Raw genomic sequence first — 25,877 nt, forward strand, 5'->3', positions numbered from 1 at the left:
CCCCCGGCAACGGCGCCCAACCCCCACGCAGCGACTACCGTTCACTCATATGCGTACCATCCTGATCACCGGCCCAGGCGGCAGCGGCCGCAGCACCATCGCCGCAGCCACCGCACAAGCCGCCGCAGGCACCGGCACCCGGACACTGCTCCTCGGTGCCGACCGCGGCGACACCCTAGGCGCCGCCCTGGGCGTGGTGACGGGAGCGGCCCCCGTGGAAGCCGCCGAGAACCTCACGGCATGGCGCCCCGACGCCACGGAGTCCTTCCGCGCCGACCTCACCGCCTTCCAGGACCGCGCCTCCACCGCCCTCGAACTCCTGGGCGCGGCCCGCCTGGACGCGGAAGAACTGACCCCCCTCCCAGGCGCCGAGGAACTGGCCCTCCTCCGAGCCCTCAGGGACGCGGCCCTGTCCGAGGCCTACGACCTCCTCGTCGTGGACCTCCCGCCGACCCCCCACGCGCTCGCGCTCCTCGCCCTCCCCGAGGAACTCCGCCGCTACCTCCGCCGCCTCCTCCCGGCCGAGCGGCAAGCGGCCCGCGCCCTTCGCCCGGTCCTCGGCCGCCTCGCCGGCGTCCCGATGCCGTCCGAGTGGCTCTACGACACGGCCGGCCGCTGGGACGTGGAACTGGCCGCCGTGGAAGCCGTCCTCGCCGACCGCCACACCTCCGTACGACTGGTGGCCGAGCCAGGACCGGCCGGCGCCGAAGCCGTCCGCGCGGCCGGGCTCGCGCTCGCCCTGCGCGGCCTGCGCCCCGACGTGCTGGTCGCCAACCGGGTGCTGCCCGAGTCCGTCGAGGACACCTGGCTGGCCGGCCTCAACGCCCAGCAGCGCAAGACCCTGGACGAGTGGCAGGGGACGTACGACGTCCGGCACGTCCCGCACCTCGGCCACGACCCCCGCGGCACCGACGACCTCACCGCGCTCGCCGTGCCCGGTGTCGACGCGGCCGGTTCCGCGGTCGAGTGGCCGGTGACCGACCGGCTGGCCGAGGACGGTGTGCTGGTCTGGGGCATCCCGCTGCCCGGCGCGATACGGGACGAGCTGGACCTGGTCCGGCGCGGCGACGAACTCGTCGTCACCGTCGGCCGGTTCCGCCGGATCGTGCCGCTGCCGTCGGCCCTGCGCCGCTGCACGGTGGCCGGCGCGGCCCTGCGCGAGGGCGAACTGCGCATCCGGTTCGCCCCGGACCCTGACCTGTGGCCGCAGGGAAGGTGAGTATTGGTGGGTGCGGAGCCGTGAAGCACGTACGCCCATTCGGGTAACGTCGTAGAGACGAACCGTAGTCAGGAGTCCGTCATGAGCGAAGAGCTCCCCCCGTCCGACGCCCGCAAGGACGAGGCGCTCGACGAGGTGCGGGCGACCGACGCCGACGCCTGGGCGACGGCGGCCGCCGAAGACCTCGCGGCGGAGAAGGCCCGCCGCCGCACCCAGTACGGCCAGCCGCCGGTCTCGGCCGCCGAGGAACTGCGCAAGCTCGTCGACACCGTCGCGGACAAGCTGTCCGGCCTCCAGTCCCCGTTGCTCGGCCAGGTCGCGGGACCGGCCGCCCAGCAGGTGGTGAAGCAGGTCGTCCAGCAGGCCAAGGCCGCCGTCGAGCCCGTCATCGAACGCAACCCGGACGTCTTCGACCACCTCGCGGCGGCCGGCAACGAACTCCTCGCCGCGTACCGCTCCGCGGTCCAGGCCCAGGAGCAGCGCTGGACGGCCCGGGACAGCGAGCTGAAGGACCTGAAGAACGACCGCCGCGACCGGGGAGACGACTCCGGTCCGGGGGAGCGCATCGACCTGGACTAGAAGCCCCTGAGGGCCCGCCGCCGGATTCGCGTCCGCCCGGCGGCCAGGCGTTGTCGTCGGGCCGTCCTACGGGCGAACGCCGCGATTCCGACGGCAGCCCCTCGGGTACGGTGGGCCGTAGCGGGGCTCGACCGAAACTGAGGGATTCATGGGACTCACCATCGGCGTCGATATCGGCGGCACCAAGATCGCGGCCGGGGTGGTCGACGAGGAAGGCAACATCCTCTCGACCCACAAGGTGCCGACCCCGGGCACGGCCGAGGGCATCGTGGACGCCATCGCCGCCGCGGTCGACGGGGCGCGCGCCGGGCACGAGATCGTCGGCGTGGGCATCGGTGCCGCCGGATACGTCAACCGTCAGCGCTCCACGGTCTACTTCGCGCCGAACATCGACTGGCGCCAGGAGCCGCTGAAGGAGAAGGTCGAGGCCCGCGTGGGCCTCCCCGTCGTCGTGGAGAACGACGCGAACGCCGCGGCCTGGGGCGAGTACAAGTTCGGCGCCGGCAAGGGCCACCGCAACGTCATCTGCATCACGCTCGGCACCGGCCTCGGCGGCGGCATCATCATCGGCAACAAGCTGCGCCGCGGGCACTTCGGGGTGGCCGCCGAGTTCGGCCACATCCGCATGGTGCCGGACGGCCTGCTGTGCGGCTGCGGCTCACAGGGCTGCTGGGAGCAGTACGCGTCGGGCCGCGCGCTCGTGCGCTACGCCAAGCAGCGCGCGAACGCGACCCCCGAGTCCGCGGAGGTGCTCCTCTCGCTCGGCGACGGCACCCCCGAGGGCATCGAGGGCAAGCACATCTCCATGGCCGCCCGGCAGGGCGACCCGGTGGCCGTCGACTCCTACCGCGAGTTGGCCCGCTGGGCCGGCGCGGGCCTCGCCGACCTCGCCTCCCTCTTCGACCCCTCCGCCTTCATCGTCGGCGGCGGTCTCTCGGACGAGGGCGAACTGGTCCTCGACCCGATCCGCAAGTCCTACAAACGCTGGCTGGTAGGCGGCAACTGGCGCCCGGTCGCCGACGTGATCGCGGCCCAGCTAGGCAACAAGGCGGGCATGGTCGGCGCAGCGGACCTGGCAAGGGAACCGGACCCGATCATGTAACACGCACGACGCTGCCCACCTCAGGGGCGCGAGGAACTGCGCGACCAGCCACGCACCACCGGCAGCCGCCCACGAACCTCGCGCCCCGCTTCTGCTTTTCGCTTTTAGGGGCGCGGGGAGTTCGTGCTCTTAGAAGCGCCGCGAGCTACCGCTTTCAGGGGCGCGGGGAACTGCGCGACCAGCCACGTACTACTGGCAGTCGCCCACGTACCTCGCGCCCCGATCGGTCAGGCGTAGATTGATCCACATGGCGCCGCTCCCCAACTCCCGCACCGAACCCGACGGTTCGGCAGTCATCCGCGTCCTGAGCTACAACATCCGCTCGATGCGCGACGACACAGCCGCCCTGGCCCGCGTCATCAAGGCCTGCGCTCCGGACCTCGTCCTGATCCAAGAGGCCCCCCTCTTCTTCCGCTGGCGCAAAAAGCTGGCCCGCCTGGCCTCGGCCTCAGACCTGGTCGTCCTCTCCGGCGGAGGCACCGCGGCCGGCCCGGCCCTGCTGTGCTCACTCCGGGCCACGGTCGAGCGCACGGAGGACGTACTCCTGCCCCTGACCCCCGGCCAGCACCGCCGCGGTTTCGCCACCGCGGTCGTACGGATCGGCGGCGTCCGCCTGGGCGTCCTCAGCTGTCACCTCAGCCTCCACCAGGACGAGCGCTACGAACAGGCCGGCATGCTGCTCGACCGGCTGGCCGGCATGGGCGTGGACCACGTGATCGCGGGCGGCGACCTCAACGACCGCCCCGACGGCCGGACTTTCGGCCGCCTGGCCAAGGAACTCCAGGACTGCTGGGCCACCGCGCCCTGGGGCGACGAGCACACCTGGACCCCCGGTAACCCCTTCCAGCGCATCGACGCGATCTTCGCCACGCACGGCATCGAGGTGCTGGGCTGCGGGGTGCCCTCGGCCCAACCGGGAGTCACGGAGACGGACTTGAGGGCGGCCACCGACCACTTCCCGGTGCTGGCCGCCCTCAGAATCCCCGCGAGCTAGACGACGGCCCCGCGTCCGGGGTCGTCCCCGTCCTCCTCGTCCGTCCGCATCCGCATCACCAACGTGCCGAACCCGCCCAGGAACCCGCCGATCCCGATGGTCGCCAGCCACCAGGTCATGTCCCAGCTGAGCAGCACCGCCAGCAGCAGCAGGATCGGGCCGCCGACCACCCCGAGCCAGGCGAACTTGGCCGTCGTATCGGCATCAGGCAGCGGCGGCGGCTCCGGCGGTACGAAGTGGCCCTCGTCGTCCTCGTCGAAGTCCTCCTCGGAGGAGTCGGGCGAGGTGTAGTCACGGGGTCCGCCGACACCGGGCGCGAAGGAGACCGAGCTGCCCAGCGGCTTGGCGGGCGCGGGCGGCTCCTCCGCGGCCTTGTCCTTGCCGGTGTCCTTGTCCGGCTCCTTGGCCTTCGGCCGCTCGTCGTTCTTCTCGGGATCGAGCAGCGCGAGATCCTCGATCGACTTGAACGGCTTGGCGCCCGGCGGATCCTTGGGCTCGTCGCCGTACCCGGCGACGATCGCGGCCCACGCGGCCTCCTCGTCGAACGGGACGCCCTGCTCGTCCGGTTCGAGGCCCTCGCGGTCGGAGTCGTGCTCAGCCACCTGTGGCCGTCCCTTCCTGCTCGCTCACCCGGCCCGTGTCGGACGCCTGCTTGCCGACACTGGGTGCGAGCCGGCCGATGAACGCGAAGCTCTCCTCGAAAATCCGGTCCGCGTCGTGGTCCAACGTCGCGACGTGGTAGCTCTGTTCCAGCAGGATCTCCGTCACGTCGGCCGAGGAAACCCGGCTGAGCACACGAGCCGAGTCGGCCGGCGGAACCACATGGTCCTGCGGGCTGTGCAGCAGCAGGAGCGGCTGGGTGACCTGCGGAAGCTCGCTGTCGACCAGCCGGAAGAAAATACGCAGGGAGTGCGCGGAGTGCAGCGGCACCTTGTCGTACCCGACCTCCTCGCTGCCCTCCTTCGCGATGTCGCTGGCGATACCCGGCGCCGTACGCACCAGATGGCGGGCCACCGGAAGGGCGTACGCCGCGAGGCCGTGCACCTTGATGCCGGGGTTGACGACCACGACACCGCTGATCTCGTCACCGTGCTTCGCGGCCAGCCGCAGGGCCAGCGCGCCGCCCATGGACAGGCCCGCGACGAAGACCTGCGAGCAGCGCTCGCGCAGGGCGCGCAGCTCGCGGTCCACCTCCGCGTACCAGTCCTGCCAGCCGGTGAGCTGCATGTCCTCCCAGCGCGTGCCGTGCCCGGGCAGCAGCGGCAGCGACACGGTGAGGCCGCGCTCGGCCAGATGCTCCGCCCAGGGGCGCAGCGACTGCGGGGAACCGGTGAAGCCGTGGCAGAGGAGCACTCCGACCTCCCCGCCCTCGTGGCGGTACGGCTCGGCTCCGGGGAGGACCGGCACCTTCGGTCTCCTGTTCATGAGAAGGGCGTGGTGGTGAGACGCGTGTTCATGAGAGGGGTCTGAACAAGTCCAGGTGCGGTTAACCGTACGCGACCGCACTGACACCGACCAGGGTCGTCGGGTCCTTTGACAGTGCTCCGGGTTAAGGTCTGATCGACGGATACGGGAGGCACTCGCTTGTTGTACGGCACGATGAAGGTCGCCATCGGGGGACCGCTGAAGGTCGCCTTCCGACCCTGGGTGGAGGGCCTGGAGAACATTCCGGACGAGGGGGCCGCCATTCTGGCGAGCAATCACCTCTCGTTCTCGGACTCGTTCTTCCTGCCCGCGGTGCTGGACCGCAAGGTCACCTTCATCGCGAAGGCCGAGTACTTCACGACCCCCGGGGTGAAGGGCAAGCTCACGGCCGCGTTCTTCAAGGGCGCGGGCCAGCTTCCGGTGGACCGCTCCGGTGCGCGCGGGGCGGGCGAGGCCGCGATCAAGGCCGGGATCGACGTCCTGGAGCGCGGTGAACTGTTCGGTATCTATCCGGAGGGCACGCGCTCCCCGGACGGCCGCCTCTACCGGGGCAAGCCCGGCGGCCTCGCGCGCGTGGCGCTCGCCAGCGGCGCCCCGGTGATCCCGGTCGCGATGATCGACACGGAGAAGATCCAGCCGCCGGGGAAGGTGATGCCGAAGCTGATGCGCCCCGGCATCCGGATCGGCAAGCCGCTCGACTTCAGCCGGTACAACGGCATGGAGCACGACCGCTTCGTCCTCCGCGCGGTGACCGACGAGGTCATGTACGAGATCATGAAGCTCTCCGGCCAGGAGTACGTCGACATCTACGCGACCGCCGCCAAGCGGCAGATCGCGGAGGCGGCGAAGGCCGACAAGGAAGCGGACAAGGCGGCCAAGGCCGCGCTCGCGCAGACGGAGAAGGAACAGACCAGCCCCTAGGCGGGCCGGAGTCTGTGTCGGGGGTGGGGGAGATGGCCAAGCAGGTACGTGTCGTCAGGATGTCCGTGGAGCAGCCGCTCTGGCGCGCCCTGAGCGGCTACCGCGTGCTGACCATGCTGTACGCGATCGGGCTGTTCGCCTCCGCCTACGACGAGTTCGACCGCCCCGGCATCGCCATCGCCTTCTACGTCGTCCTGTTCGTCTGGACGCTCGCCACCCTGCCCCGGGTGCAGAGCGCGGTCGCGTGCACCAAGCGCTTCCTCGCCGTCGACCTCGCGATCGCGCTGACCGGCATCGTCCTCACCCCGCTCGCGGCCGACGACCACCACATCTCCAGCGGCGGCCCCACCCTCCCGTCGATATGGACCGCGGGCTCGGTCCTCGCCTACGCCATCAAGGGCGGCTGGCGCTGGGCCGCCTTCGCCTCCACCCCGGTCGCCGCCGCCAACCTGATCGAGCGCGGCTCCCCGGCCCGCGACACCGTCCACAACGTGGTCCTCGTCTGGGTCGCCTCCATCGCCATCGGCTACGTCGTCGAGGTCGCCCGCGCCTCCGAGCGCACCCTCGCCCGCGCCCTGGAGATCGAGGCCACCACCCGGGAACGGGAGCGCCTCGCCCGCGACATCCACGACGGCGTCCTCCAGGTGCTGGCGATGGTCCAGCGGCGCGGTGCCGTCCTCGGCGGCGAGGCGGGCGAGCTGGGCAGGATGGCGGGCGAGCAGGAGATCGCGCTGCGCACCCTGGTCTCCGGCGCCCTGGTGCCCGTGTCCCGGGTGTCGCTGGACGCGGCGGAGGGCGCGGTCGTGAGGGCCGTAGAAGTAGAAGTCGAAGAACCCGACGACGGGCCGGTCGATCTGCGGGCGCTGCTCGCGCCGTATGCCGCGGCCAAGGTGAGTTTTGCCGAGCCGGGGGCTCCGGTGCCCTTGCCCGCGCCCGCGGCGAAGGAGCTGGCCGCCGCTGTCGGGGCCGCGCTGGACAATGTGCGCAGGCATGCGGGGGAGGATGCCCGGGCTTGGATCCTGGTCGAGGACGAGCCCCGGGAGGTCGTGGTGACCGTGCGGGACGACGGGCCCGGGATTCCCGAGGGGCGGCTCGCGCAGGCTGAGGGGGAGGGGCGGCTCGGGGTCGCGCTGTCGATCCGGGGGCGGTTGCGGGACCTCGGGGGGAGCGCCGAACTGGTGTCGATTCCCGGGCAGGGCACGGAAGTTGAGCTGAAGGTACCGAAAGCGCGGGGGAAGGCGGGGACACGATGAGTGAGCAGCAGGGCCCGATCAGGGTCATGGTGGTGGACGACCACCCGATGTGGCGCGACGCCGTCGCCCGCGACCTGGCCGAGTCCGGCTTCGACGTGGTCGCCACCGCCGGTGACGGCGAGCAGGCGGTACGCCGGGCCAAGGCTGCCGCCCCGGACGTCCTCGTCCTCGACCTGAACCTGCCGGCGATGCCCGGCGTCCAGGTCTGCAAGGAACTCGTCGGCGCCAACCCGGCGTTGCGCGTCCTGGTCCTCTCCGCGAGCGGCGAGCACGCCGACGTGCTGGAGGCGGTGAAGTCGGGGGCGACCGGTTATCTGCTCAAGTCGGCTTCCACGGAAGAGCTGTTGGACGCGGTGCGGCGGACCGCGGTCGGCGACCCGGTGTTCACACCCGGGCTCGCCGGACTGGTCCTCGGCGAGTACCGCCGCCTGGCCTCCGATCCGGCACCGGCCATCGACGGCGACCAGCCCAAGGCACCCCAACTCACCGACCGCGAGACCGAAGTGCTCCGCCTGGTCGCCAAGGGCCTGAGCTACAAGCAGATCGCCGAGCGTCTCGTCATCTCGCACCGCACGGTCCAGAACCACGTCCAGAACACCCTGGGCAAGCTGCAGTTGCACAACCGGGTGGAGCTGGTCCGGTACGCCATAGAGCGCGGTCTCGACGACGCGTAGCCAGACCGGTAGATCAACTCCCCCATAATTCAGCCGAATTGACCTTCCCGCCCATCCCTCTGTGACCTGGATCACCATTAGCGTGGCTGTCACAGGAAACCGCGGCGAAGGGATATTTCCATGCGCGTCGGAGTACTGACCGGAGGCGGCGACTGCCCCGGACTCAACGCCGTCATCCGGGGCATCGTCCGCAAGGGCGTACAGGAGTACGGCTATGACTTCGTCGGCTACCGGGACGGCTGGCGAGGCCCGCTCGAAGGCGACACCGTCCGGCTCGACATTCCCGCGGTGCGCGGCATCCTGCCCCGCGGCGGCACCATCCTCGGCTCCTCCCGCACCAACCCGCTCAAGCTGGAGAACGGCATCCAGCGCATCAAGGCCAACCTCGCCGCGCAGGAGGTCGACGCGCTCATCGTGATCGGCGGCGAGGACACCCTCGGCGTGGCCGCGCGGCTCTGGGACGAGAGTGGCGTGCCCTGCGTCGGCGTACCGAAGACCATCGACAACGACCTGTCCGCCACCGACTACACCTTCGGCTTCGACACCGCCGTCGGCATCGCCACCGAGGCGATCGACCGGCTGCACACCACCGCCGAGTCGCACATGCGCATCCTGGTCTGCGAGGTCATGGGCCGCCACACCGGCTGGATCGCCATCCACTCCGGCCTCGCGGGCGGCGCGAACGTCATCCTCATCCCCGAGCAGCGCTTCGACGTCGACCAGGTGTGTGCCTGGATCACGTCCCGCTTCAAGGCGTCGTACGCCCCGATCGTGGTCGTCGCGGAGGGGGCCATGCCCAAGGACGGCGATGTCGTGCTGAAGGACGGGACGCTCGACTCCTTCGGGCACGTCCGGCTGTCCGGGGTGGGCGAGTGGCTGGCAAAGGAACTGGAGAAGCGGACCGGCAAGGAGGCCCGCACCACCGTCCTCGGGCACATCCAGCGCGGGGGCACCCCGAGCGCGTTCGACCGCTGGCTCGCCACCCGTTTCGGCCTGCACGCCATCGAGGCCGTGCGCGACGGCGACTTCGGCAAGATGGTCGCCCTGCGCGGCACGGACATCGTCCGCGTACCGATCGCGGAGGCCACGGCCCAGCTGAAGACCGTCGACCCGAAGCTGTACGAGGAGGTCGGCGTCTTCTTCGGCTGAACCCTGAACCGGTCGCATCGGCTGGACCGGCACTGTGGGGTTATGAGCCTTATATTCGGCCCATAACCCCACAGAACGGGAGCGCTCGTGGAGATCCTTGCCTTCGGTGTCCAGGCCGACGAGAAGCCGCTGATCGAGCGCGCCTTCGCCGGCCACCACGGCATCCACTGCCTGAGCGTCTTCCTCGACGAGGACACCGCCCCGATCGCCGCAGGCCACGAGATCATCTCCACGAGCGTCAACGCGGACCTGAACCCCCGCGTCCTCCAGACCCTCGCCGCCGGCGGCACCCAGCTCATCGCCCAGCGCTCCACCGGCTTCAACAACATCGACCTCGACGTCGCCGAACGCCTCGGCCTCACGGTCGCCCGCGTCTCCTCCTACTCCCCGTACTCCGTCGCCGAGTTCGCCTGGACCCTCGCGATGGCGGTCAACCGCCGTATCGTCCGCGCGGCCACCCGCACCCGCGACTTCGACTTCCGCCTCGACGGCCTGATGGGCCGCGACCTGCGCGGCCGCACGGTCGGCGTCCTCGGCACCGGCAAGATCGGCGAGGCGTTCACCCGGATCGCCCACGGCTTCGGCATGCGCCTGCTCGGCTGGGACGTCACCGAGAACCCGGCCTGCGTGGAACTCGGCATGACCTACGTCCCGAAGGACCAGCTCCTCGCCGAGTCCGACCTCGTCACCCTGCACGTCCCGCTGATGCCGGCCACCCAGCGGCTCATCGACGCGGACGCCCTGAAGCTGATGAAGGACGACGCGATCCTCGTCAATTCCAGCCGCGGCGGCCTGATCGACACCGCGGCCCTCGTCGCCGAACTCCGCGAGGGCCGCTTCACCGGCGTGGGCCTGGACGTCTACGAGGCGGAGGCGGGCCTGTTCTTCCTCGACAAGTCCCTGGAGGCCGTCGACGACGACACCCTGGCCCGCCTGGTCACCTTCCCGAACGTCCTGGTCACCTCCCACCAGGCGTACTACACCGAGGACGCCGTCGGCCAGATCATCGAGGCCACCGTCCAAAACGTCCTCGACTACACGGAGGGCCGTCGCTCGGAGAACGTGCTCGTCCCGCGCAGCTGACCCACCAACTCCCGTACGACAGCAGCCCCGTTGAGCGTCAGCACCGACTCCGGGTGGAACTGGACACCGGCGAACCCCGGTCCGCGCAGCGCATGCAGCTCGCCCGACCCGCTCAGGCTCAACTCCACACCATGGGTGGCCAGTTCAGCGGCGGCCTCCTCGTCACACCGGGCCACGAAGCTGTTGTAGAACCCGACGGTCTCCGCCCGCCCGAACAGATCGATCACCGTCTGCGCCCCCTGGTACGGAACCTCCTTCCGTACGATCTCCAGGCCCAGCTCCGCAGCGATCAGCTCGTGGCCGAGGCAGACGCCGAGGACACCGTGCCGGTTCGCCCGGAGGACCTCGGCGGTCAGCGCGCGCAGGAACCGCATCTTCGGGTCGGCCGAGTCGGAGGGGTCACCCGGCCCGGGGCCCAGCACCACGGGCCCCTCGTGCGCGAGCACCGCCTCCCGAAGCCCCTCCTCGTCGTACCGCCGCACGGTCACCTCGAGGCCGCTCGACCGCAGCACGTGCGCGAGCATCGCCGTGAAGGTGTCCTCCCCGTCGACGACCAGCGCGTGCCCGGTCAGCTCCTCGGACCGCTCCTGCATCCGCAGCCAGAACGGGGCGAGCGAGGACCGGCGCCCGTCGAGCGCGGCACGCACGCGTGGGTCGTCGGCCAGCCGGGGCCGCGTGCTCTCGTCCCGCGGCCGGGACGGTCGTACGCCCAGAGCCGCCAGCACCCCCGCCGCCTTCGCGTGGGTCTCCGCTACCTCGCTCGCCGGGTCCGAACCGCGGACCAGGGTGGCGCCGACCGGCACCCGCAGCCGCCCGCCCGGGTCGATGTCGGCGGTGCGGATGAGGATGGGGGAGTCGAGGGTCTGGGCGCCCCCGGAGTCACGGCCGATCAGCGCGAGCGCACCGGCGTAGTAGCCGCGCCCGCCGACCTCGTGCCGCTCGATGACCCGGCAGGCGTTCTGCACCGGCGACCCGGTGACGGTCGCCGCGAACATCGTCTCCTTCAGCACCTCGCGCACGTCCAGCGAGGACCGGCCGCGCAACTCGTACTCGGTGTGCGCGAGATGGGCCATCTCCTTCAGCCGAGGCCCGATCACGACCCCGCCGATGTCGCCGACCGTGCACATCATCTTGAGCTCCTCGTCGACGACCATCGACAGCTCCTCGATCTCCTTGCCGTCAGCCAGGAAATCCAGCAGATGCTCGGGCGTCGGCCCCTCGGCGGGATAGCGGTACGTCCCGCTGATCGGGTTCATGACGACGGTCCCGCCCGACATCCGGACGTGCACCTCAGGGCTCGCGCCCACGAGCGTCCGCTCCCCGGTGTGCACGACGAACGTCCAGTACGCGCCCCGCTCCCCGACCAGCAGCCGCCGGAACAGCGCCAGCGCCTCGGCCCTGCCGTACCCCGGGATCTCGCCCTCGTACGTCCGCCGGATGACGAAGTTGGCGCCCTCGCCCCGCCCGATCTCCTCCCGCAGCACCCGCCCGACGATCTCGCCGTAGGCCTCGTCGTCGACGTCGAAGCCACCGCCCTCGACCCGGACGTCGTGCGCGGGCAGCTGGGCCAGCGCGTCGGCGAGCGGGATCTCGTACGACTCCTCGGGCGTGAGGAAGGTCAGCGGGGTGCCGTCGTCGCGGACGTCGAAGCCGCGCTCGCGGATCTGGCGGAAGGGGATCAGGGCCAGGCCCTCGTCGGGGAGGTCGGCGAGGCGGTCGTAGGAGGCGACCGGGCCGCGCATGACCTCGATCACGTCCTGGTCGTGGCCCGGGGTGCGACGGCGCAGCAGGGCGAACGGGCGGGGATCGCTGAGCAGGTCGTCCAGATGCATGGGTCCTCTGTTCCTTCTCGTGGAGAGGAACGGACCCCGGACACACCGAAGGCCGCCCCTCGGGCGGCCTTCGCGGAGTACTGGGAGTACGCGCAGTCAGTGGGCCGCCGGATGAGCGGTCCACCACCAGTTACGGGTCGAGTGCGCGAACATGGAGCGCACCCTACCCCACGCACAGGTGAGCATCGGGGCGTCTCACCTGTCGAGCCGCAGGAAAACGACTCGACACGACCCCGTAATGTTTACTGAGTGACCGTGAACGCTGATTCCCAAGCCGTCGCCGCTCAGGCGACCTGGCGCGACCTGCCCGCGGCGCAGCAGCCTGATTACCCCGACTCCGAGGCTCTGCGCAAGGTGATTGCCGAGCTGGAGTCGTATCCTCCGCTGGTCTTCGCCGGTGAGTGTGACCAGCTGCGTGCCCGTCTGGCGGCCGTCGCCAAGGGGGAGGCGTTCCTCCTTCAGGGCGGCGACTGCGCCGAGTCCTTCGACGCCGTCGGCGCCGACCAGATCCGCGCCAAACTGAAGACCCTGCTCCAGATGGGCGCCGTCCTCACGTACGCGGCCTCCGTGCCGGTCGTGAAGGTCGGCCGCATCGCCGGCCAGTACTCGAAGCCGCGCTCCAAGGGCACCGAGACCCGTGACGGCGTGACCCTGCCGACGTACCGCGGCGACTCGGTCAACGGCTTCGCCTTCGACGAGAAGTCCCGTATCCCGGACCCCGAGCGCCTGAAGCGGATGTACAACGCGTCCGCCTCCACGCTCAACCTGGTCCGCGCCTTCACCACCGGCGGCTACGCCGACCTGCGCCAGGTGCACGCCTGGAACCAGGACTTCGTGAAGTCGTCCCCGTCCGGCCAGCGCTACGAGCAGCTCGCGCGCGAGATCGACAGCGCGCTGAACTTCATGCGGGCCTGCGGCACGGACCCGGAGGAGTTCAAGACCGTCGAGTTCTACTCCTCGCACGAGGCGCTCCTGCTGGACTACGAGTCGGCCCTGACCCGGGTCGACTCGCGCACCGGCCGGCTCTACGACGTCTCCGGGCACATGGTGTGGATCGGCGAGCGCACCCGCCAACTGGACGGCGCGCACATCGAGTTCGCCTCCCAGATCCGCAACCCGATCGGCATCAAGCTCGGCCCGACGACGACCGCCGAGGACGCGCTGCAGTACATCGAGCGCCTCGACCCGGACCGCGAGCCCGGCCGGCTCACCTTCATCGTGCGGATGGGCGCGGACAAGGTCCGCGACAAGCTGCCCGAGCTGGTCGAGAAGGTCACCGCGTCCGGCGCGACCGTCGCCTGGATCACCGACCCGATGCACGGCAACACGTACGAGGCGGCCTCCGGTCACAAGACCCGCCGCTTCGACGACGTGCTCGACGAGGTGAAGGGCTTCTTCGAGGTCCACAAGGGCCTCGGCACCCACCCGGGCGGCATCCACGTCGAGCTCACGGGCGACGATGTCACCGAGTGCGTGGGCGGCGGCGACGAGATCTTCGTCGACGACCTCCACCAGCGCTACGAGACGGCCTGCGACCCGCGCCTCAACCGCAGCCAGTCGCTTGACCTGGCCTTCCTCGTCGCCGAGATGTACAGGGACCAGTAACCGTTTCACCTGTTACAGCAGTGTGCCGTGGGGCGGGGATCACATACGATCCCCGCCCCACAGCACTTTTGCGGCACCTGCGGGCCGGGTAAGGTTAGGTTGGCCTTATCAAGTTCCGGCGGGAGGTGAATCCGCGTGTACGTCTGCAGCTGCTTCCAGGTGACCGAGGCGCAGGTCCAGCAGCACGCGGGTGGGGGTGCCTGCACGCCCCGCCAGATCGCCTCCGCCTGCAAGGCCGGTACCGACTGCGGTTCGTGCGTCCGCCGGATCCAGGCGATCCTCGGCCGCGGCAGCTGCCCGCGCCGCGATCTCGCGGAAGAGGGCGCGCCGGTCTTCGCCGAACTGGCCGAACCGGCCGAACTGGACGAAGCCGCTTAGGGGCGGACCCTAGCTGGGCTGCTCGATCTGCTGCGCGATGTAGAGCGCCTCGCCGAGCTGCTCGATCAGCTGGAGCTGCGTGTCGAGGTAGTCGATGTGGTGCTCCTCGTCCTCGAGGATGTCCTCGAAGATGTTGGCCGACGTGATGTCGCCCTTCGTGCGCATCACCTCGATCCCGCGCTTGAGGCGGTCGATCGCCTCGACCTCCACCTGCCGGTCCGCCTGGAACATCTCGGTGACCGTCTGCCCGACCCGGACGTGGAACAGCCGCTGGTAGTTCGGCAGACCGTCGAGCATCAGGATGCGCTCGGTGATCTTGTCCGCGTGCTTCATCTCGTCGATGGATTCTTCACGCGTGTACTTGGCGAGCTTGGTCCAGCCGTTGTTGTCCTGGATGCGGTAGTGCAGCCAGTACTGGTTGATCGCGGTCAGCTCACCGGTGAGCTGCTCGTTCAGGAACTCGAGGACCTCGGGGTCGCCCTGCATCGCAGAGGCTCCTTCCAAAAACGGGGGAACTGGCGGGTTGCGCCGCATGATTGCACCGGCGCGAAGACGTCGTCCAGTAAGTGCATGCTTAGTAGGAGTTGCCCGAATCCGCCCAGAGCCGGTCATGTGCACCGCCCCCGGTCTGTCAGGATGGAGTCATGGGTCAGAGAGGGGTCGAACAGTCCGAGCTTCCGCCGGGCCAGCGGCTCCAGCGCGGCTGGCCGGTCACGCACTACGGCCCGGTGCCCAAGTTCCGCCCCGAGCGCTGGGAGTTCAGGGTCTTCGGCGCCACGGCGGACGGCGACAAGCACTGCTGGAACCACGACGAGTTCACGGCCCTGCCCTACGACTCCGTAGTCGCCGATCTGCACTGCGTCACGAAGTTCAGCATGCTCGGCGCCGAATGGGGCGGCATCCCCGCCCGCACGATCCTGGACACCGCCCCGCCGGCACCGACGGTCACGCACGTCATGGTCTGGGCGGAGTACGGCTTCAGCGCCAACCTCCGCCTCGCCGACTTCGCCGCCGACGGCACCATCTTCGCCACCCACAAGGACGGCGAACTCCTCACCGCGGAACACGGCTTCCCGCTCCGCCTGGTCGTCCCCCACCTGTACGCCTGGAAGGGCCCGAAGTGGGTCCGGGGCGTCGAGTACATGACGGCGGACCGGCGGGGGTTCTGGGAGGAGCGGGGGTACCACAACGTGGGGGATCCCTGGCAGGAGCAGCGGTACTCGTACCAGGAGGGCCCCGGCGAGGGACCCGAACTGTGAGCCCCTTCGAGACCGTGAGCCCTCCGGGGGCTACGCGTCCCTGAGCTTCTTCAGCCGCTCCACGTCCGCCGCGTGCCCCTCCTTGCCGCCGGGCGTCTCGATGATCAGCGGTACGCCCGCGGTCGCCGGGTGGGTCATCAGGGCGCGGAACGGGTCCTCGCCGATATGACCGGAGCCGATGTTCTCGTGCCGGTCCTTGTGGGCGCCGACGACGTCCTTGGAGTCGTTGGCGTGGATCAGCTTCAGCCGTCCCTCGCCGACCGTGTCCACCAGCAGGTCGAGGGTCTGGTGCATACCGCTCGGGCCGGTCAGGTCGTGCCCGGCGGCGAAGATGTGGCACGTGTCCAGGCATACGCCCAGCTTCGGATGGGCGTCCAGCGCCTCGAAGTACGGCCCGAAGTCCCAGGTCCGCGAACACAGCGAGGAACCCTGGCCGGCCGTCGACTCCAGCAGCAGGAACGGGTCGTCGTCGTGCGTCAACTCGTCCAGCAGCGGCAGCAGATGCTCCCGCACCTGGGCCAGCGCCACCGACCGCTCCCGCCCACCCGTCGCGCTCCCGGTGTGCACGACGACACCGAGCGCGCCGATCTCCCGCCCGCGCCGCAGCGAGTGCCGTAGCGAATCGACGGACTTCTCCACGGTGGCCTCGGTGTGCGAGCCGAAGTTGATCAGGTACGGGGCGTGCACGTACGCCGGGATCGAATCGGCCTCGCAGGCCGCGTGGAACTCCTCGTCCTGGCGCGGGTTCCCGACCGGGGTGGCCCAGCCGCGCGGGTTGGCGACGAAGACCTGCACGGTCTCGGCGGCCAGCTCACGGGCGTAGGACAGCCCTACGGAGTGCAGGCCGCCGGCGACCGGGACGTGGCCGCCGACCGGGTTGCGGGAGGGGAACGCGGGGGCGCTGGAAGAGGATCCGGGGGCGCTGGAAGGGGACTCGCTGCTCACGCGTCCAGGGTGTCACGCGCGCGTGCCGCCCCCGTCACCGGATGGTGATCGTGATCGTCGACCCCTTGGGGGCCTGTTCGCCCGCGTCCACGGACTGCTTCTTCACGGTGTCGCCGAACAGGCCGAGCAGGCCGCGGTCCTCCTTGACCTCGAAGCCGGACTGCTCGAGGAGCTTCGTCGCGGCATCCACGCTCGCGCCGACCACGCTCGGGACCTCGACCATCTCCCGGCCCTTGGACAGCGTCAGCGTCACCGTGTCGCCCTCGGCGGCCTGGCCGTCGCCGGCCGGGGTCTGCTGGGCGACCTGGCCCGCGTCGTACTCCGAGGTGATCTCGGTGTCGGACACCTTCACGGTGAGACCGGCCTCCTGGAGGTCCGACTTCGCGTCGTCCAGGCTCTCGCCGGTGACGTCGGGCACGTCGACCGCGCTGCCCTTGCTGACGGTCAGGGCTATCGCGGAGCCCGCGTGGCGCTCGGTACCCGCCTCCGGGTCCGTGCTGATCACGAAGCCCTTGGGGACGTCGTCGCTGAACTCCCTGGTGACCATGCCGGCCGCCAGCCCGTCCTGCTTCAGCAGGGTCTGCGCCTTGGCCAGGCGGGTGCCCGTCAGGTCGGGGACCTTCACGGTCTCCGGGCCGTCCGAGACGGTGAGGGCGACCGAGTCGTTGTCCCGGATGCGGGCGCCGGACTCCGGGTCGGTGCTGATGACCGTGCCGCGCTTCACGGTGTCGCTGTAGGCGTGGTCGACCTTCTTGACGTCGAGACCGGCCTCCTTGAGCCGCTCCTTCGCCTGCGCCTCGGTCTTCGCCAGCAGCGGCGGGACCTTGGTGAACTGCCCGGAGTTGATGTACCAGACCCCCGCCCCGACCCCGACGATCAGCAGCAGGGCGGCGACGACCGCCAGCAGCCCGCGCCGGGGCCGCCGCGTCTCGCGCCGCCGGGGCGGCAGCGGCGGCCCGCTCTCGAAGCGGCTGGTCCGGTTGAACCGGTCACCGGGCTCGTCGTCCTCGTTGACCGGCAGCGGACGCGGCACGGTCAGCGAGCGCGGGATCACACTCGTACGGTTCTCGGCGTTGGGATACTCCGAGGTCAGCGCCTGCGGCGGCACCGCGTCCAGCTGCTCGGTGCTCAGCCGCGCACGCGCCTCGCGGACCAGACCGAACAGTGCGACCGCGTCGTACGGCCGCAGGTCCGGGGTGCGCGCGGTGGCGGTGGCGACCAGCTCGTCCAGCTCGTACGCCAGCCCCGGCACGAGCGCCGAGGGCGGCGGGACGTCCTCGTGCAGGTGCTTGTAGAGCACGATCGCGGCCGAGTCCCCGTCGTGCGGCTTCTGGCCGGTGAGCATCTCGTAGAGGACGACACCGCACGCGTACACGTCGACCCGGGGGTCGGCGGTGGTGCCCTCGATCTGCTCCGGCGCGAGATACGACACCGTGCCGAGCACGGACCCCGTGGTGCTGGTCACCGTGTCCACGGACCTGACAAGCCCGAAGTCGGCGACCTTGACCCGGCCGTCGTCCCCTATGAGCACGTTCTCCGGCTTCATGTCCCGGTGCACGAACCCGGCCCGGTGCGCGGCACCGAGCGCGGCCAGCACCGGCTCCAGGATGTCGAGGGCGGCCCGCGGCTGCAGCGCCCCGCGCTCGCGCAGCACGTCCCGCAGGGTGCAGCCGGCGACGTACTCCATCGCCAGATAGACGTACGACCGGTCGGCGCCCTGGTCGAAGACCTGCACCACGTTCGGGTGCGCCAGTCGCGCCACGGACTTCGCCTCGCGGATGAACCGGTCCACGAAGTGGGCGTCGGCCGCCAGCGTCGGGTGCATCACCTTGAGCGCGAGAACCCGGTCCAGGCGGGTGTCCACGGCCCGGTAGACCGTGGCCATCCCGCCGACGGCGATCCGCGCGTCGACGCGATACCGGCCGTCGAGCAACTGCCCGACGAGAGGGTCATGAAGGGTCGTATCCACGCAGGTGAGTGTACGAGCCAAGGCTGAAAGCACGGCCTTTTCGCCCGGTTTCGAGGCGGTACTGCAGCTGAGCTGTGACGGATACCTCATGGTGGGGCGGGTGTCCGGGTCCGGCGACCAGCCATGTACTGGCAGTCGCCGACGGCGAGAAGGCCCCACGGGAAACGTCCACTTCTTGGCCGACCGTAAACGGGTGGTGCGCGGGTGGGAGACGCAACGGAAGTGCGGTACAGGGGGCCTAGAAAGCGGGCCGTTCGGGATCCAAGGCGGCGAGGCCCTCCGCAGGAGAGGACGCCGAGGCGAAATGCCGGCGGGGGATACGGCCGGCCCGGAACGCCAACCGCCCCGCCTCCACCGCGCTCCGCATCGCAGACGCCATCAGCACCGGCTCCTGCGCCCGCGTCACCGCCGACGCAAGCATCACCCCCGCACACCCCAGCTCCATCGCGAACGCCGCGTCGGACGCCGTACCCGCCCCCGCGTCCAGAATCACCGGCACACGCGCGTGCCCGGTGATCAACTGGAAGTTGTGCGGGTTGCGAATCCCGAGCCCGGAACCGATCGGCGAGCCCAGCGGCATGATCGCCGCACACCCGACATCCTCCAGCTTCCGCGCCAGCACAGGATCGTCGTTCGTGTACGGCAGCACCGTGAACCCGTCGTCGACCAACGTCTCGGCGGCGTCGAGGAGTTCGATCGGGTCCGGCAGCAACGTGCGCTCGTCGGCGATCACTTCGAGCTTGACCAGCGAGGTCCCCAGGGCCTCCCGGGCCAGCCGCGCCGTCAACACGGCCTCGCCCGCCGTGAAGCAGCCCGCGGTGTTGGGCAGCACCCGGATCCCGAGCCGCTCCAGCACGGACAGCACCGAGCCGTGCACGGAAGCGTTTACGCGCCGCATCGCGACCGTCGTGAGTTCCGTACCGGAGGCCACCAGCGCGCGCTCCAGGACGTCGAGGCTGGGGGCGCCCCCGGTGCCCATGATCAGCCGGGACGTGAAGGACGTACCACCGAGGACGAAGGGGTCGTCGGCCATGGGTCAGCCTCCTTGGACGGCGGTGAGGACCTCGACGCGGTCTCCCTCGGAGAGGGAGGTCGATGTCCACTCCGCGCGCGGGACGACGGTTTCGTTGAGGGCGGCGGCCACTCCGGAGGGGGCCGGGGTGAGGGACCGTACAAGCACATCGAGAGGCGTACCCGGAGCGATCTCCTGGTGCTCGCCGTTGACGGAGATGTTCATGCGGGCTGCTCCACGAGGTGCGTGCGGGCGAACCGCTTCGGGGTGAACGGGCGTGCCTCGTCCGGCAGTTCACCGGTACTGAGCGCATGCGCCAGGGCGTCGCCGGTAACCGGCGTGAGCAGCACGCCGTTGCGGTAGTGCCCGGTGGCCAGCAGCAGTCCCGGCAGCGCGGTCGGGCCGAGCAGCGGCGCGTTGTCGGGGGACCCGGGGCGCAGTCCGGCCCGGGTCTCGGTGAGCGGCAGTTCGGTGATCCCGGGGACCAACTCGTGGGCGTCGCGCAGCAGTTCGTAGACACCGCCGGCCGTCACGGTCGTGTCCCAGCCCAGCTCCTCGCTGGTCGCGCCGACGACCAGCTCGCCGTTCTCGCGCGGCACGAGGTACACCTGGCTGCCACGGACCACGGCCCGCACGGTCCGGCTCAGGAACGGCGCGTAGCGCTCCGGCACGGTCAGCCGCAGCACCTGCCCCTTCACGGGCCGTACGGGCGGCAGGACGTCGTCAGGGACCCCCTCCAGCTGCCCGCTGAGGCTGCCGGCGGCCAGTACGACCTGGTCCGCGCCCAGCGTCTCGTCCTCGCGCGTCACGACCCCTGTGGCGCGGTCCCGCGCGACCGTGAGGCGCTCGGCCCACGTCCGGTGGAAGACGACCCCGGCGCGCTCGCAGGCGGCCACCAGCGCGCCCGCCAGCCGCCTCGGGTCGACCTGGTGGTCCCCGTCGACCCGGAGCCCTCCACGCACGCCCGGCGCGAGCATCGGCTCCAGGCGCCGGCACTCGCGCCCCGACAGCCACTCCGAGTCCAGCCCCGACTGGTGCTGCAGGGCGTGCAGTTCACGCAGATGGGCACGGTCGTCGGCGTCCAGGGCGACGGCGAGCGTGCCGCAGCGGCGGTAGCCGAGGTCGAGGCCGGTGAGGTCGGTCAGCTCGGCCGCGAAGTCCGGGTAGCGGTGCGCCGAGGCGAGGTTGAGGGCGAGCAGGGTCTGTTCGCCGTAGTGGAGTTCGGTGACGGCGGCCAGCATCCCGGCGGCCACCTGGGCGGCCCCGCCACCCGGCTCCGGGTCCAACACGGCCGTGGAGAAGCCGCGTTGGGCCGCGCGCCAGGCCGTGACCAGGCCGATGATCCCGCCCCCGACGACGAGGACGTCTGAGTTACGTGCAGGCATGGGCGTCCAGCCCCTCCCTTCGCCGGCATGACCCGGATCAGGTTCGTACGGTCGGAGGCCGCCAGCCTCCCTCTCAGCCCGGTACGTCCGGACTCCCGCGAGTGCTTTACCTTGACCACCCTAGCCCGCTGTCACTGTCCCAGTAAGGGAGCCTCTGTCCATGGCCCGCTCGCTCGACGGTCTCGTCCTCGCCCCGGTCGCGGACCAGGCCCCAGGTCAGGTCAGTACGCGCACGCGGTTCACCTACCACGAGCAGGACGGCGAGATCTGGGCCGAGTACGAGGGCGGCGACGTCGTACGGGGGCGTCTCGTCGGCACGCGCGCGGGGGACCGGATCGACTTCCGGTACGTGCAGTTGAAGACCGACGGGACGACGTCCTCCGGGCACTGCGTTTCGGATGTGGTCGAGCTGCCCGACGGCCGCATTCGCCTCGACGAGTCCTGGGAGTGGGAGTCCCAGGAGGGAAACGGGACCAGCATTGTGGAACAGGTCACCTGACGCGCCCGCTGACTGACAAATTGTCAGGTGTCTATGGTGATCGAGTGAGCGAGCAGACGCGGGACCAGGGCACGGTGGCAGGGCGGCGCGTGGTCGTCGTCGGCGCGGGCATGGCCGGGGTGCAGACCGCGGTCGCGCTACGGGAGCAGGGCTTCACCGGCACCGTCACCCTGATCGGCGCGGAACCCCATCAGCCGTACGACCGGCCCCCGCTCTCCAAGGCGGTCCTGCTCGGCAAGGCCGAGGGCTCCGCCTTCGACGTCGACTTCGAGGCGCTCGGCATCGAGGTGCAGTTGGGGCGCGAGGTGGTGGGCGTGCGCCCCGCCGACCACGAACTGGACACCGCCGAGGGCCCGGTGCCCTACGACGTCCTCGTGCTCGCCACCGGTGCCGAACCGATCCGGCTGCCGGGCGCCGACGGCATCCCCGGGGTGCATCTGCTGCGCACCCTGGACGACGCCGAGCGGCTGCGCCCGGTGCTCGCCCGGCAGCACGACATCGTGGTGGTCGGCGCGGGCTGGATCGGCGCCGAGTTCGCCACGGCCGCGCGCGAGGCGGGCTGCGCGGTGACCGTCGTAGAAGCGGCGGACCGGCCGCTCGCGGGGGCGCTGCCCGCCGAGGTGGCCGCGCCGATGGCAGCCTGGTACGCCGCCGCCGGAGCCACCCTGCGGACGCACGCACGCGTGGCGCACGTCGAACCCGGCGAGGTCGTCCTCGACGACGGCTCACGGCTGCCCGCGGGTGCCGTCGTGGTCGGCATCGGCGCCCGCCCCGCCACCGCCTGGCTGGCGGGCTCGGGCATCGAACTGGGCGCGCACCGCGAGGTCCTGGCCGACGCCGGGCTGCGCACCTCGGTGCCGGACGTCTACGCGGTCGGCGACTGCGCCTCCTTCCCTTCGGGAAGGTATGGCGAGCGACTCCTGGTCCACCACTGGGACAACGCCCTCCAGGGGCCGCGCACGGTCGCCGCGAACATCGTGGGGGAGAGCCCGGCGGTGTACGACCCGGTGCCGTACTTCTGGTCGGAGCAGTTCGGCCGGTTCGTCCAGTACGCCGGTCACCACGCGTCCGCCGACACCACCCTGTGGCGCGGGGACCCGGCCACCCCGGCGTGGAGCGTCTGCTGGCTGCGCGGGGACCGTCTGGTGGCCCTCCTGGCGGTCGGCCGACCCCGTGACCTGGCCCAGGGCCGCCGCCTGATCGAGTCGGCCACGCCGATGGATCACACGCTGCTGGTGGATGCTTCTCTCCCGATGAAGGCCGCTATCGCCTAGTTCGTACCCCCGGGTCGGACCGGCCCGGCTTCCGACTGTCAGTCCGGGATGGCACGCTGTTTACGTGACCGAGATTGACGCAAAGATCGATGCTCTCGTCCCCGCCTGGCTCACGCTGCCCGACATCGCAGAGTTGCTCGATGTCGAGGTGACACGCGTGCGGCAGCTGGTCAAGGACGGCCAAGTCATCGCCGTACGCCGTGGTGAGAACCGCGCGCTGCACGTCCCCGCCGCCTTCATCGACGGGGCCGAGCAGAAGGTCGTCAAGGGCCTCACGGGGACCCTGACGCTCCTGCGGGACGACGGCTTCTCCGACGAAGAGATGCTCGAGTGGCTCTTCACCCCCGACCCCAGCCTGCCCGGCACCCCCGCGCAGGCCCTGAGCGAGAATCGCGGCACGGAGGTGAAGCGCCGCGCCCAGGCGCTCGCCGTCTGACCCGCACGACCTACCGGTGCACGGGCCGCGGTGACACGAGGGCCTGCCTGAGAGGGCCCTGCCCGCGGCCCGTGCGCGACACCACCACACGACCAGCAGGACAACGGGGGACACATCCATGCCCGACACCGCCGCAGCAGCCGCCCGCGCGGAACTCGCCGACGCCCGGGTCTACCTCTGCACGGACGCCCGCCGGCGCCAGGGCGACCTCCCGGAGTTCCTGGACGCGGTCCTGGCCGGCGGGGTCGACATCGTGCAGCTGCGCGACAAGGGCATGGAGGCCGCCGAGGAGCTGGAGCACCTCCAGGTGTTCGCCGACGCCTGCGCCCGGCACGGCAGACTCCTCGCGGTCAACGACCGCGCGGACGTCGCCCACGCCGCCGGAGCCGACGTACTGCACCTGGGCCAGGGCGACCTCCCGGTTCCCGCGGCCCGCGCGATCCTCGGCGAGGACATCCTGATCGGCCGCTCCACGCACGCCGAGTCCGAAGCGGCCGCGGCCGCCGTCCAGGAGGGCGTGGACTACTTCTGCACGGGCCCGTGCTGGCCCACCCCCACCAAGCCCGGCCGCCACGCCCCCGGCCTCGACCTGGTCCGGTACACGGCCGCCCTGGGCACCGACCGCCCGTGGTTCGCCATCGGCGGCATCGACCTCGGCACCCTCGACGAGGTCCTCGAAGCGGGCGCCCGCCGCGTCGTCGTCGTACGGGCGATCACCGAGGCCGACGATCCGGGCGCGGCGGCGGCGGAGTTCGCGAAGCGGCTGCGGCAGCTCTGAGGCTCTGACGGGCGTCCAGGAAGTCGCGCTGTTGTCCGATGGGTGGACAAGAGGGCGACAAACCCGGCAAATTCCCACTTCCGGTTGGGTGACCGCCGCCCCCTGACTAACCTGCGGGTATGGCCTTCGGAACCGCATCGACCAGGACTGATCGCGCACGCACCGTGCGGGACATGCTCGCGACCGGCAAAGCGACGTACTCCTTCGAGTTCTCCGCGCCGAAGACCCCCAAGGGCGAGCGGAACCTGTGGAGCGCGTTGCGGCGGGTCGAGGCGGTCGCCCCCGACTTCGTCTCGGTGACCTACGGCGCCGGCGGCTCCACGCGCGCGGGCACCGTCAGGGAGACCGAGCAGATCGTCGCCGACACCACGCTCACCCCGGTCGCCCACCTCACCGCGGTCAACCACTCCGTCGCCGAACTGCGCAACATCATCGGCCAGTACGCCGACGCGGGCATCCGCAACATCCTCGCCGTGCGCGGCGACCCGCCCGGCGACCCGATGGCCGACTGGGTGGCGCACCCGGAGGGGCTGACGTACGCGGCCGAACTGGTGCGGCTCATCAAGGAGTCGGGTGATTTCTGCGTCGGCGTCGCCGCCTTCCCGGAGATGCACCCGCGCTCCCCGGACTGGGACACGGACGTCGCGCACTTCGTCGACAAGTGCCGGGCCGGCGCCGACTACGCGATCACCCAGATGTTCTTCGAACCCGAGTCGTATCTGAGGTTGCGCGACCGTGTCGGGGCCGCGGGCTGCGCGACCCCGGTCATCCCCGAGGTCATGCCGGTGACCAGCGTGCGGATGCTGGAGCGGTTGCCGCAGCTCAGCAACGCCGACATCCCGGACGCCCTGAAAGAGCGAATCCTCACAGCCAAAGACGATCCGGCCGCTGTACGCTCGATCGGAATCGAGTTCGCCACCGAGTTCTGCGCCCGGCTGCTGGCCGAGGGAGTCCCCGGACTTCACTTCATCACGCTCAACAGCTCCACGGCGTCACTTGAAATCTACGAGAACTTGGGCCTGCACCACCCACCGCGGGCCTAGACCGGTCGCTCCGGAATAGGACACACTGCGTAGCGGCCACTGGGAGAGGGGCGTACATGGGCTGGACGGTCCTCTACATCGCGTTCGGCGTCGTCGCACTGTGGTTGCTCGGCGAGGTGCTGCTGCAGTACAAGGCACGCCTGCGCTGGCGGCTGCTCGCCTTCGTCGGCTTCCTGGGCGTCGTCCTCGGAGTGCTGATCCCCTCCGTCGTCGTGATCGGCCTGGGCGCCGTGGCGTTCGCGGTCGGCCAGACCTACGTCACGCTGTCGTTCCGCCGCGGCTTCGAAGCCGGTTGGGCGGTCTCCGGCCGACCGGGCGCGGGCGGCCTCAAGCGCCGTCGCGGCGAGCCCGACGAGCAGGACCCGAACCTGGACGCCTCCGGCCTCGAAGGGGCGGAGAGCGGCTTCCAGGAGTACGGCCAGGACAAGGCCGCCTTCGGCCAGGACGACGACTACGACCGCGACGACGTGTTCACCCCGAACCGCCCCGTCGCCCCCACGGCCGCCGAGACCACCTCGGTCTACGAGCCGCAGCCCCTCCCGGACGACACCGGTTCCTACGGCGTGTACAACGCCACCGCGTACGCGAACGCCACGGACCCCAACTACGAGGGCTCGGACCAGGCGTACGCGGCGGCGGCCGCGGGCCAGACCCAGGACCAGGCCTACGCGACGGGCGACCAGAACTACGGCTACGACAACAACTACGCGGGCTACGACCAGCAGCAGTACGGCTACGACACGACCGGCCAGCAGCAGTACGCGGCCTACTCCGACCCGTACATCGGCACCCAGACCTACGGCGGCACCGGTTACGACACGGGCTACGACGGTCAGCAGCAGTACCCCCAACAGGGCTACACGCAGGACCAGTACGGCAACGGCGGCTACGGCGGCGAGACCCCGGCCGGCGGGGTGTGGGTCCCGCAGCAGCGCAACGACGAGACCTACGGCGGCGAGATGCCGCCGGAGCAGCAGTACCCCTACCAGGGCGACGGCCAGCAACAGCCGCAGCAGCAGCCTCAGTCGGGCCCCGGCTACGACGAGCAGTACCGTTTCTGAAG

The 25,877-nt window shown here is 70.8% G+C and carries 28 protein-coding genes and 1 riboswitch; of the genes, 18 read left to right on the forward strand and 10 right to left on the reverse strand.

Going from position 1 to position 25,877, the window contains the following annotated elements; translation table 11 throughout:
* Window positions 1–49: 49 nt before the first annotated feature.
* The 4 genes from OO69_RS32350 (at window position 50) to OO69_RS32365 (ending at window position 3,894) form a co-directional block, all read left to right on the forward strand.
* A complete protein-coding gene (locus OO69_RS32350; protein WP_033284419.1) occupies window positions 50–1,219 on the forward strand; it encodes an ArsA family ATPase in 1,170 nt (389 codons plus the stop codon).
* An 81-nt stretch (window positions 1,220–1,300) separates the two neighbouring features.
* Window positions 1,301–1,798 (forward strand): DUF5304 domain-containing protein, encoded by a 498-nt coding sequence (locus OO69_RS32355; protein WP_033284420.1) that lies wholly within the window; start codon window positions 1,301–1,303, stop codon window positions 1,796–1,798.
* A 148-nt stretch (window positions 1,799–1,946) separates the two neighbouring features.
* Complete coding sequence (locus tag OO69_RS32360) at window positions 1,947–2,900, forward strand: ROK family glucokinase (protein WP_033284421.1); 954 nt, start codon at window positions 1,947–1,949, stop codon at window positions 2,898–2,900.
* A gap of 247 nt (window positions 2,901–3,147) precedes the next feature.
* Complete coding sequence (locus tag OO69_RS32365) at window positions 3,148–3,894, forward strand: endonuclease/exonuclease/phosphatase family protein (protein ID WP_033284422.1); 747 nt, start codon at window positions 3,148–3,150, stop codon at window positions 3,892–3,894.
* Here OO69_RS32365 and OO69_RS32370 read toward each other — a convergent pair.
* Both OO69_RS32370 and OO69_RS32375 read right to left on the reverse strand, forming a co-directional pair.
* Entirely contained in the window at window positions 3,891–4,496 is a 606-nt protein-coding gene (locus tag OO69_RS32370; protein WP_033284423.1) for a hypothetical protein, read from the reverse strand. The two genes, OO69_RS32365 and OO69_RS32370, sit on opposite strands and share 4 nt — an antisense overlap.
* Complete coding sequence (locus tag OO69_RS32375; RefSeq protein WP_033284424.1) at window positions 4,489–5,301, reverse strand: alpha/beta hydrolase; 813 nt, start codon at window positions 5,299–5,301, stop codon at window positions 4,489–4,491. Before OO69_RS32375 ends, OO69_RS32370 begins: the two co-directional genes overlap by 8 nt.
* A gap of 192 nt (window positions 5,302–5,493) precedes the next feature.
* Between OO69_RS32375 and OO69_RS32380 the strand changes: the two genes are divergently transcribed.
* The 5 genes from OO69_RS32380 to OO69_RS32400 all read left to right on the forward strand — a co-directional run bounded on the left by OO69_RS32380 (window position 5,494) and on the right by OO69_RS32400 (window position 10,399).
* Complete coding sequence (locus OO69_RS32380) at window positions 5,494–6,240, forward strand: lysophospholipid acyltransferase family protein (protein WP_033284513.1); 747 nt, start codon at window positions 5,494–5,496, stop codon at window positions 6,238–6,240.
* A 32-nt stretch (window positions 6,241–6,272) separates the two neighbouring features.
* A complete protein-coding gene (gene macS, locus OO69_RS32385) occupies window positions 6,273–7,493 on the forward strand; it encodes a MacS family sensor histidine kinase (protein ID WP_033284425.1) in 1,221 nt (406 codons plus the stop codon).
* Window positions 7,490–8,167 (forward strand): response regulator, encoded by a 678-nt coding sequence (locus OO69_RS32390; protein WP_033284426.1) that lies wholly within the window; start codon window positions 7,490–7,492, stop codon window positions 8,165–8,167. Before macS ends, OO69_RS32390 begins: the two co-directional genes overlap by 4 nt.
* 120 nt (window positions 8,168–8,287) lie before the next feature.
* Window positions 8,288–9,316 carry a 6-phosphofructokinase gene (locus tag OO69_RS32395; RefSeq protein WP_033284427.1) on the forward strand — a complete coding sequence of 343 codons (1,029 nt, stop codon included), beginning with the start codon at window positions 8,288–8,290 and terminating at the stop codon, window positions 9,314–9,316.
* An 87-nt stretch (window positions 9,317–9,403) separates the two neighbouring features.
* Window positions 9,404–10,399 carry a 2-hydroxyacid dehydrogenase gene (locus OO69_RS32400; protein ID WP_033284428.1) on the forward strand — a complete coding sequence of 332 codons (996 nt, stop codon included), beginning with the start codon at window positions 9,404–9,406 and terminating at the stop codon, window positions 10,397–10,399.
* Here OO69_RS32400 and OO69_RS32405 read toward each other — a convergent pair.
* Together OO69_RS32405 and OO69_RS53955 are read right to left on the reverse strand one after the other, a co-directional pair.
* Window positions 10,351–12,231: an anthranilate synthase family protein gene (locus OO69_RS32405; RefSeq protein ID WP_033284429.1), complete on the reverse strand. Its 1,881-nt coding sequence runs from the start codon at window positions 12,229–12,231 to the stop codon at window positions 10,351–10,353. The genes OO69_RS32400 and OO69_RS32405 overlap by 49 nt on opposite strands.
* 96 nt (window positions 12,232–12,327) lie before the next feature.
* Window positions 12,328–12,417, reverse strand: a complete 90-nt coding sequence (locus tag OO69_RS53955) for a trp operon leader peptide (RefSeq protein ID WP_078652660.1) — start codon at window positions 12,415–12,417, stop codon at window positions 12,328–12,330.
* 63 nt (window positions 12,418–12,480) lie between these two features.
* Between OO69_RS53955 and OO69_RS32410 the strand changes: the two genes are divergently transcribed.
* Complete coding sequence (locus OO69_RS32410; RefSeq protein ID WP_033284430.1) at window positions 12,481–13,836, forward strand: class II 3-deoxy-7-phosphoheptulonate synthase; 1,356 nt, start codon at window positions 12,481–12,483, stop codon at window positions 13,834–13,836.
* Window positions 13,837–13,971: 135 nt separating this feature from the next.
* The gene (locus OO69_RS32415) at window positions 13,972–14,214 is read left to right on the forward strand and encodes a (2Fe-2S)-binding protein (RefSeq protein WP_199811075.1); all 243 of its coding nucleotides are present in this window, start codon (window positions 13,972–13,974) and stop codon (window positions 14,212–14,214) included.
* 9 nt (window positions 14,215–14,223) lie between these two features.
* Here the strand turns inward: OO69_RS32415 and bfr are convergent, their stop codons facing one another.
* Window positions 14,224–14,700 carry a bacterioferritin gene (gene bfr, locus OO69_RS32420; protein ID WP_019062355.1) on the reverse strand — a complete coding sequence of 159 codons (477 nt, stop codon included), beginning with the start codon at window positions 14,698–14,700 and terminating at the stop codon, window positions 14,224–14,226.
* Between the two features lie 158 nt (window positions 14,701–14,858).
* Between bfr and OO69_RS32425 the strand changes: the two genes are divergently transcribed.
* Window positions 14,859–15,473 carry a sulfite oxidase-like oxidoreductase gene (locus OO69_RS32425; protein ID WP_033284432.1) on the forward strand — a complete coding sequence of 205 codons (615 nt, stop codon included), beginning with the start codon at window positions 14,859–14,861 and terminating at the stop codon, window positions 15,471–15,473.
* A 30-nt stretch (window positions 15,474–15,503) separates the two neighbouring features.
* Here OO69_RS32425 and OO69_RS32430 read toward each other — a convergent pair whose 3' ends face one another.
* From OO69_RS32430 to thiO, 5 genes are all read right to left on the reverse strand, one after another.
* Window positions 15,504–16,418 carry a deoxyribonuclease IV gene (locus OO69_RS32430; protein ID WP_033284433.1) on the reverse strand — a complete coding sequence of 305 codons (915 nt, stop codon included), beginning with the start codon at window positions 16,416–16,418 and terminating at the stop codon, window positions 15,504–15,506.
* Between the two features lie 34 nt (window positions 16,419–16,452).
* Window positions 16,453–18,387 (reverse strand): Stk1 family PASTA domain-containing Ser/Thr kinase, encoded by a 1,935-nt coding sequence (gene pknB, locus OO69_RS32435; protein WP_033284434.1) that lies wholly within the window; start codon window positions 18,385–18,387, stop codon window positions 16,453–16,455.
* 238 nt (window positions 18,388–18,625) lie between these two features.
* Window positions 18,626–19,420, reverse strand: a complete 795-nt coding sequence (locus OO69_RS32440; RefSeq protein ID WP_033284435.1) for a thiazole synthase — start codon at window positions 19,418–19,420, stop codon at window positions 18,626–18,628.
* Between the two features lie 3 nt (window positions 19,421–19,423).
* Window positions 19,424–19,624 carry a sulfur carrier protein ThiS gene (gene thiS, locus OO69_RS32445; RefSeq protein ID WP_033284436.1) on the reverse strand — a complete coding sequence of 67 codons (201 nt, stop codon included), beginning with the start codon at window positions 19,622–19,624 and terminating at the stop codon, window positions 19,424–19,426.
* Window positions 19,621–20,784, reverse strand: a complete 1,164-nt coding sequence (thiO, locus tag OO69_RS32450) for a glycine oxidase ThiO (protein ID WP_033284437.1) — start codon at window positions 20,782–20,784, stop codon at window positions 19,621–19,623. Before thiO ends, thiS begins: the two co-directional genes overlap by 4 nt.
* Window positions 20,782–20,893, reverse strand: a riboswitch (TPP riboswitch). (Overlaps the previous gene by 3 nt.)
* A 51-nt stretch (window positions 20,894–20,944) precedes the next feature.
* On the opposite strand from thiO, the gene OO69_RS32455 reads away from it, so the two are divergent.
* The 6 genes from OO69_RS32455 to OO69_RS32480 all read left to right on the forward strand — a co-directional run bounded on the left by OO69_RS32455 (window position 20,945) and on the right by OO69_RS32480 (window position 25,875).
* Complete coding sequence (locus OO69_RS32455; protein WP_033284438.1) at window positions 20,945–21,283, forward strand: hypothetical protein; 339 nt, start codon at window positions 20,945–20,947, stop codon at window positions 21,281–21,283.
* A 44-nt stretch (window positions 21,284–21,327) separates the two neighbouring features.
* Window positions 21,328–22,557 carry an NAD(P)/FAD-dependent oxidoreductase gene (locus OO69_RS32460; RefSeq protein WP_078652662.1) on the forward strand — a complete coding sequence of 410 codons (1,230 nt, stop codon included), beginning with the start codon at window positions 21,328–21,330 and terminating at the stop codon, window positions 22,555–22,557.
* 64 nt (window positions 22,558–22,621) lie between these two features.
* On the forward strand, window positions 22,622–22,993 hold the full coding sequence (locus OO69_RS32465; protein ID WP_033284439.1) for an Rv2175c family DNA-binding protein: 372 nt from the start codon (window positions 22,622–22,624) through the stop codon (window positions 22,991–22,993).
* Window positions 22,994–23,111: 118 nt separating this feature from the next.
* Window positions 23,112–23,771: a thiamine phosphate synthase gene (gene thiE / locus OO69_RS32470; RefSeq protein WP_033284440.1), complete on the forward strand. Its 660-nt coding sequence runs from the start codon at window positions 23,112–23,114 to the stop codon at window positions 23,769–23,771.
* A 119-nt stretch (window positions 23,772–23,890) separates the two neighbouring features.
* On the forward strand, window positions 23,891–24,814 hold the full coding sequence (metF, locus tag OO69_RS32475; protein ID WP_033284441.1) for a methylenetetrahydrofolate reductase [NAD(P)H]: 924 nt from the start codon (window positions 23,891–23,893) through the stop codon (window positions 24,812–24,814).
* Between the two features lie 56 nt (window positions 24,815–24,870).
* Window positions 24,871–25,875 (forward strand): hypothetical protein, encoded by a 1,005-nt coding sequence (locus OO69_RS32480; protein WP_033284442.1) that lies wholly within the window; start codon window positions 24,871–24,873, stop codon window positions 25,873–25,875.
* Window positions 25,876–25,877 lie beyond the last annotated feature (2 nt).

This window comes from Streptomyces sp. NRRL F-525, assembly GCF_000716605.1.
GTDB lineage: Bacteria > Actinomycetota > Actinomycetes > Streptomycetales > Streptomycetaceae > Streptomyces.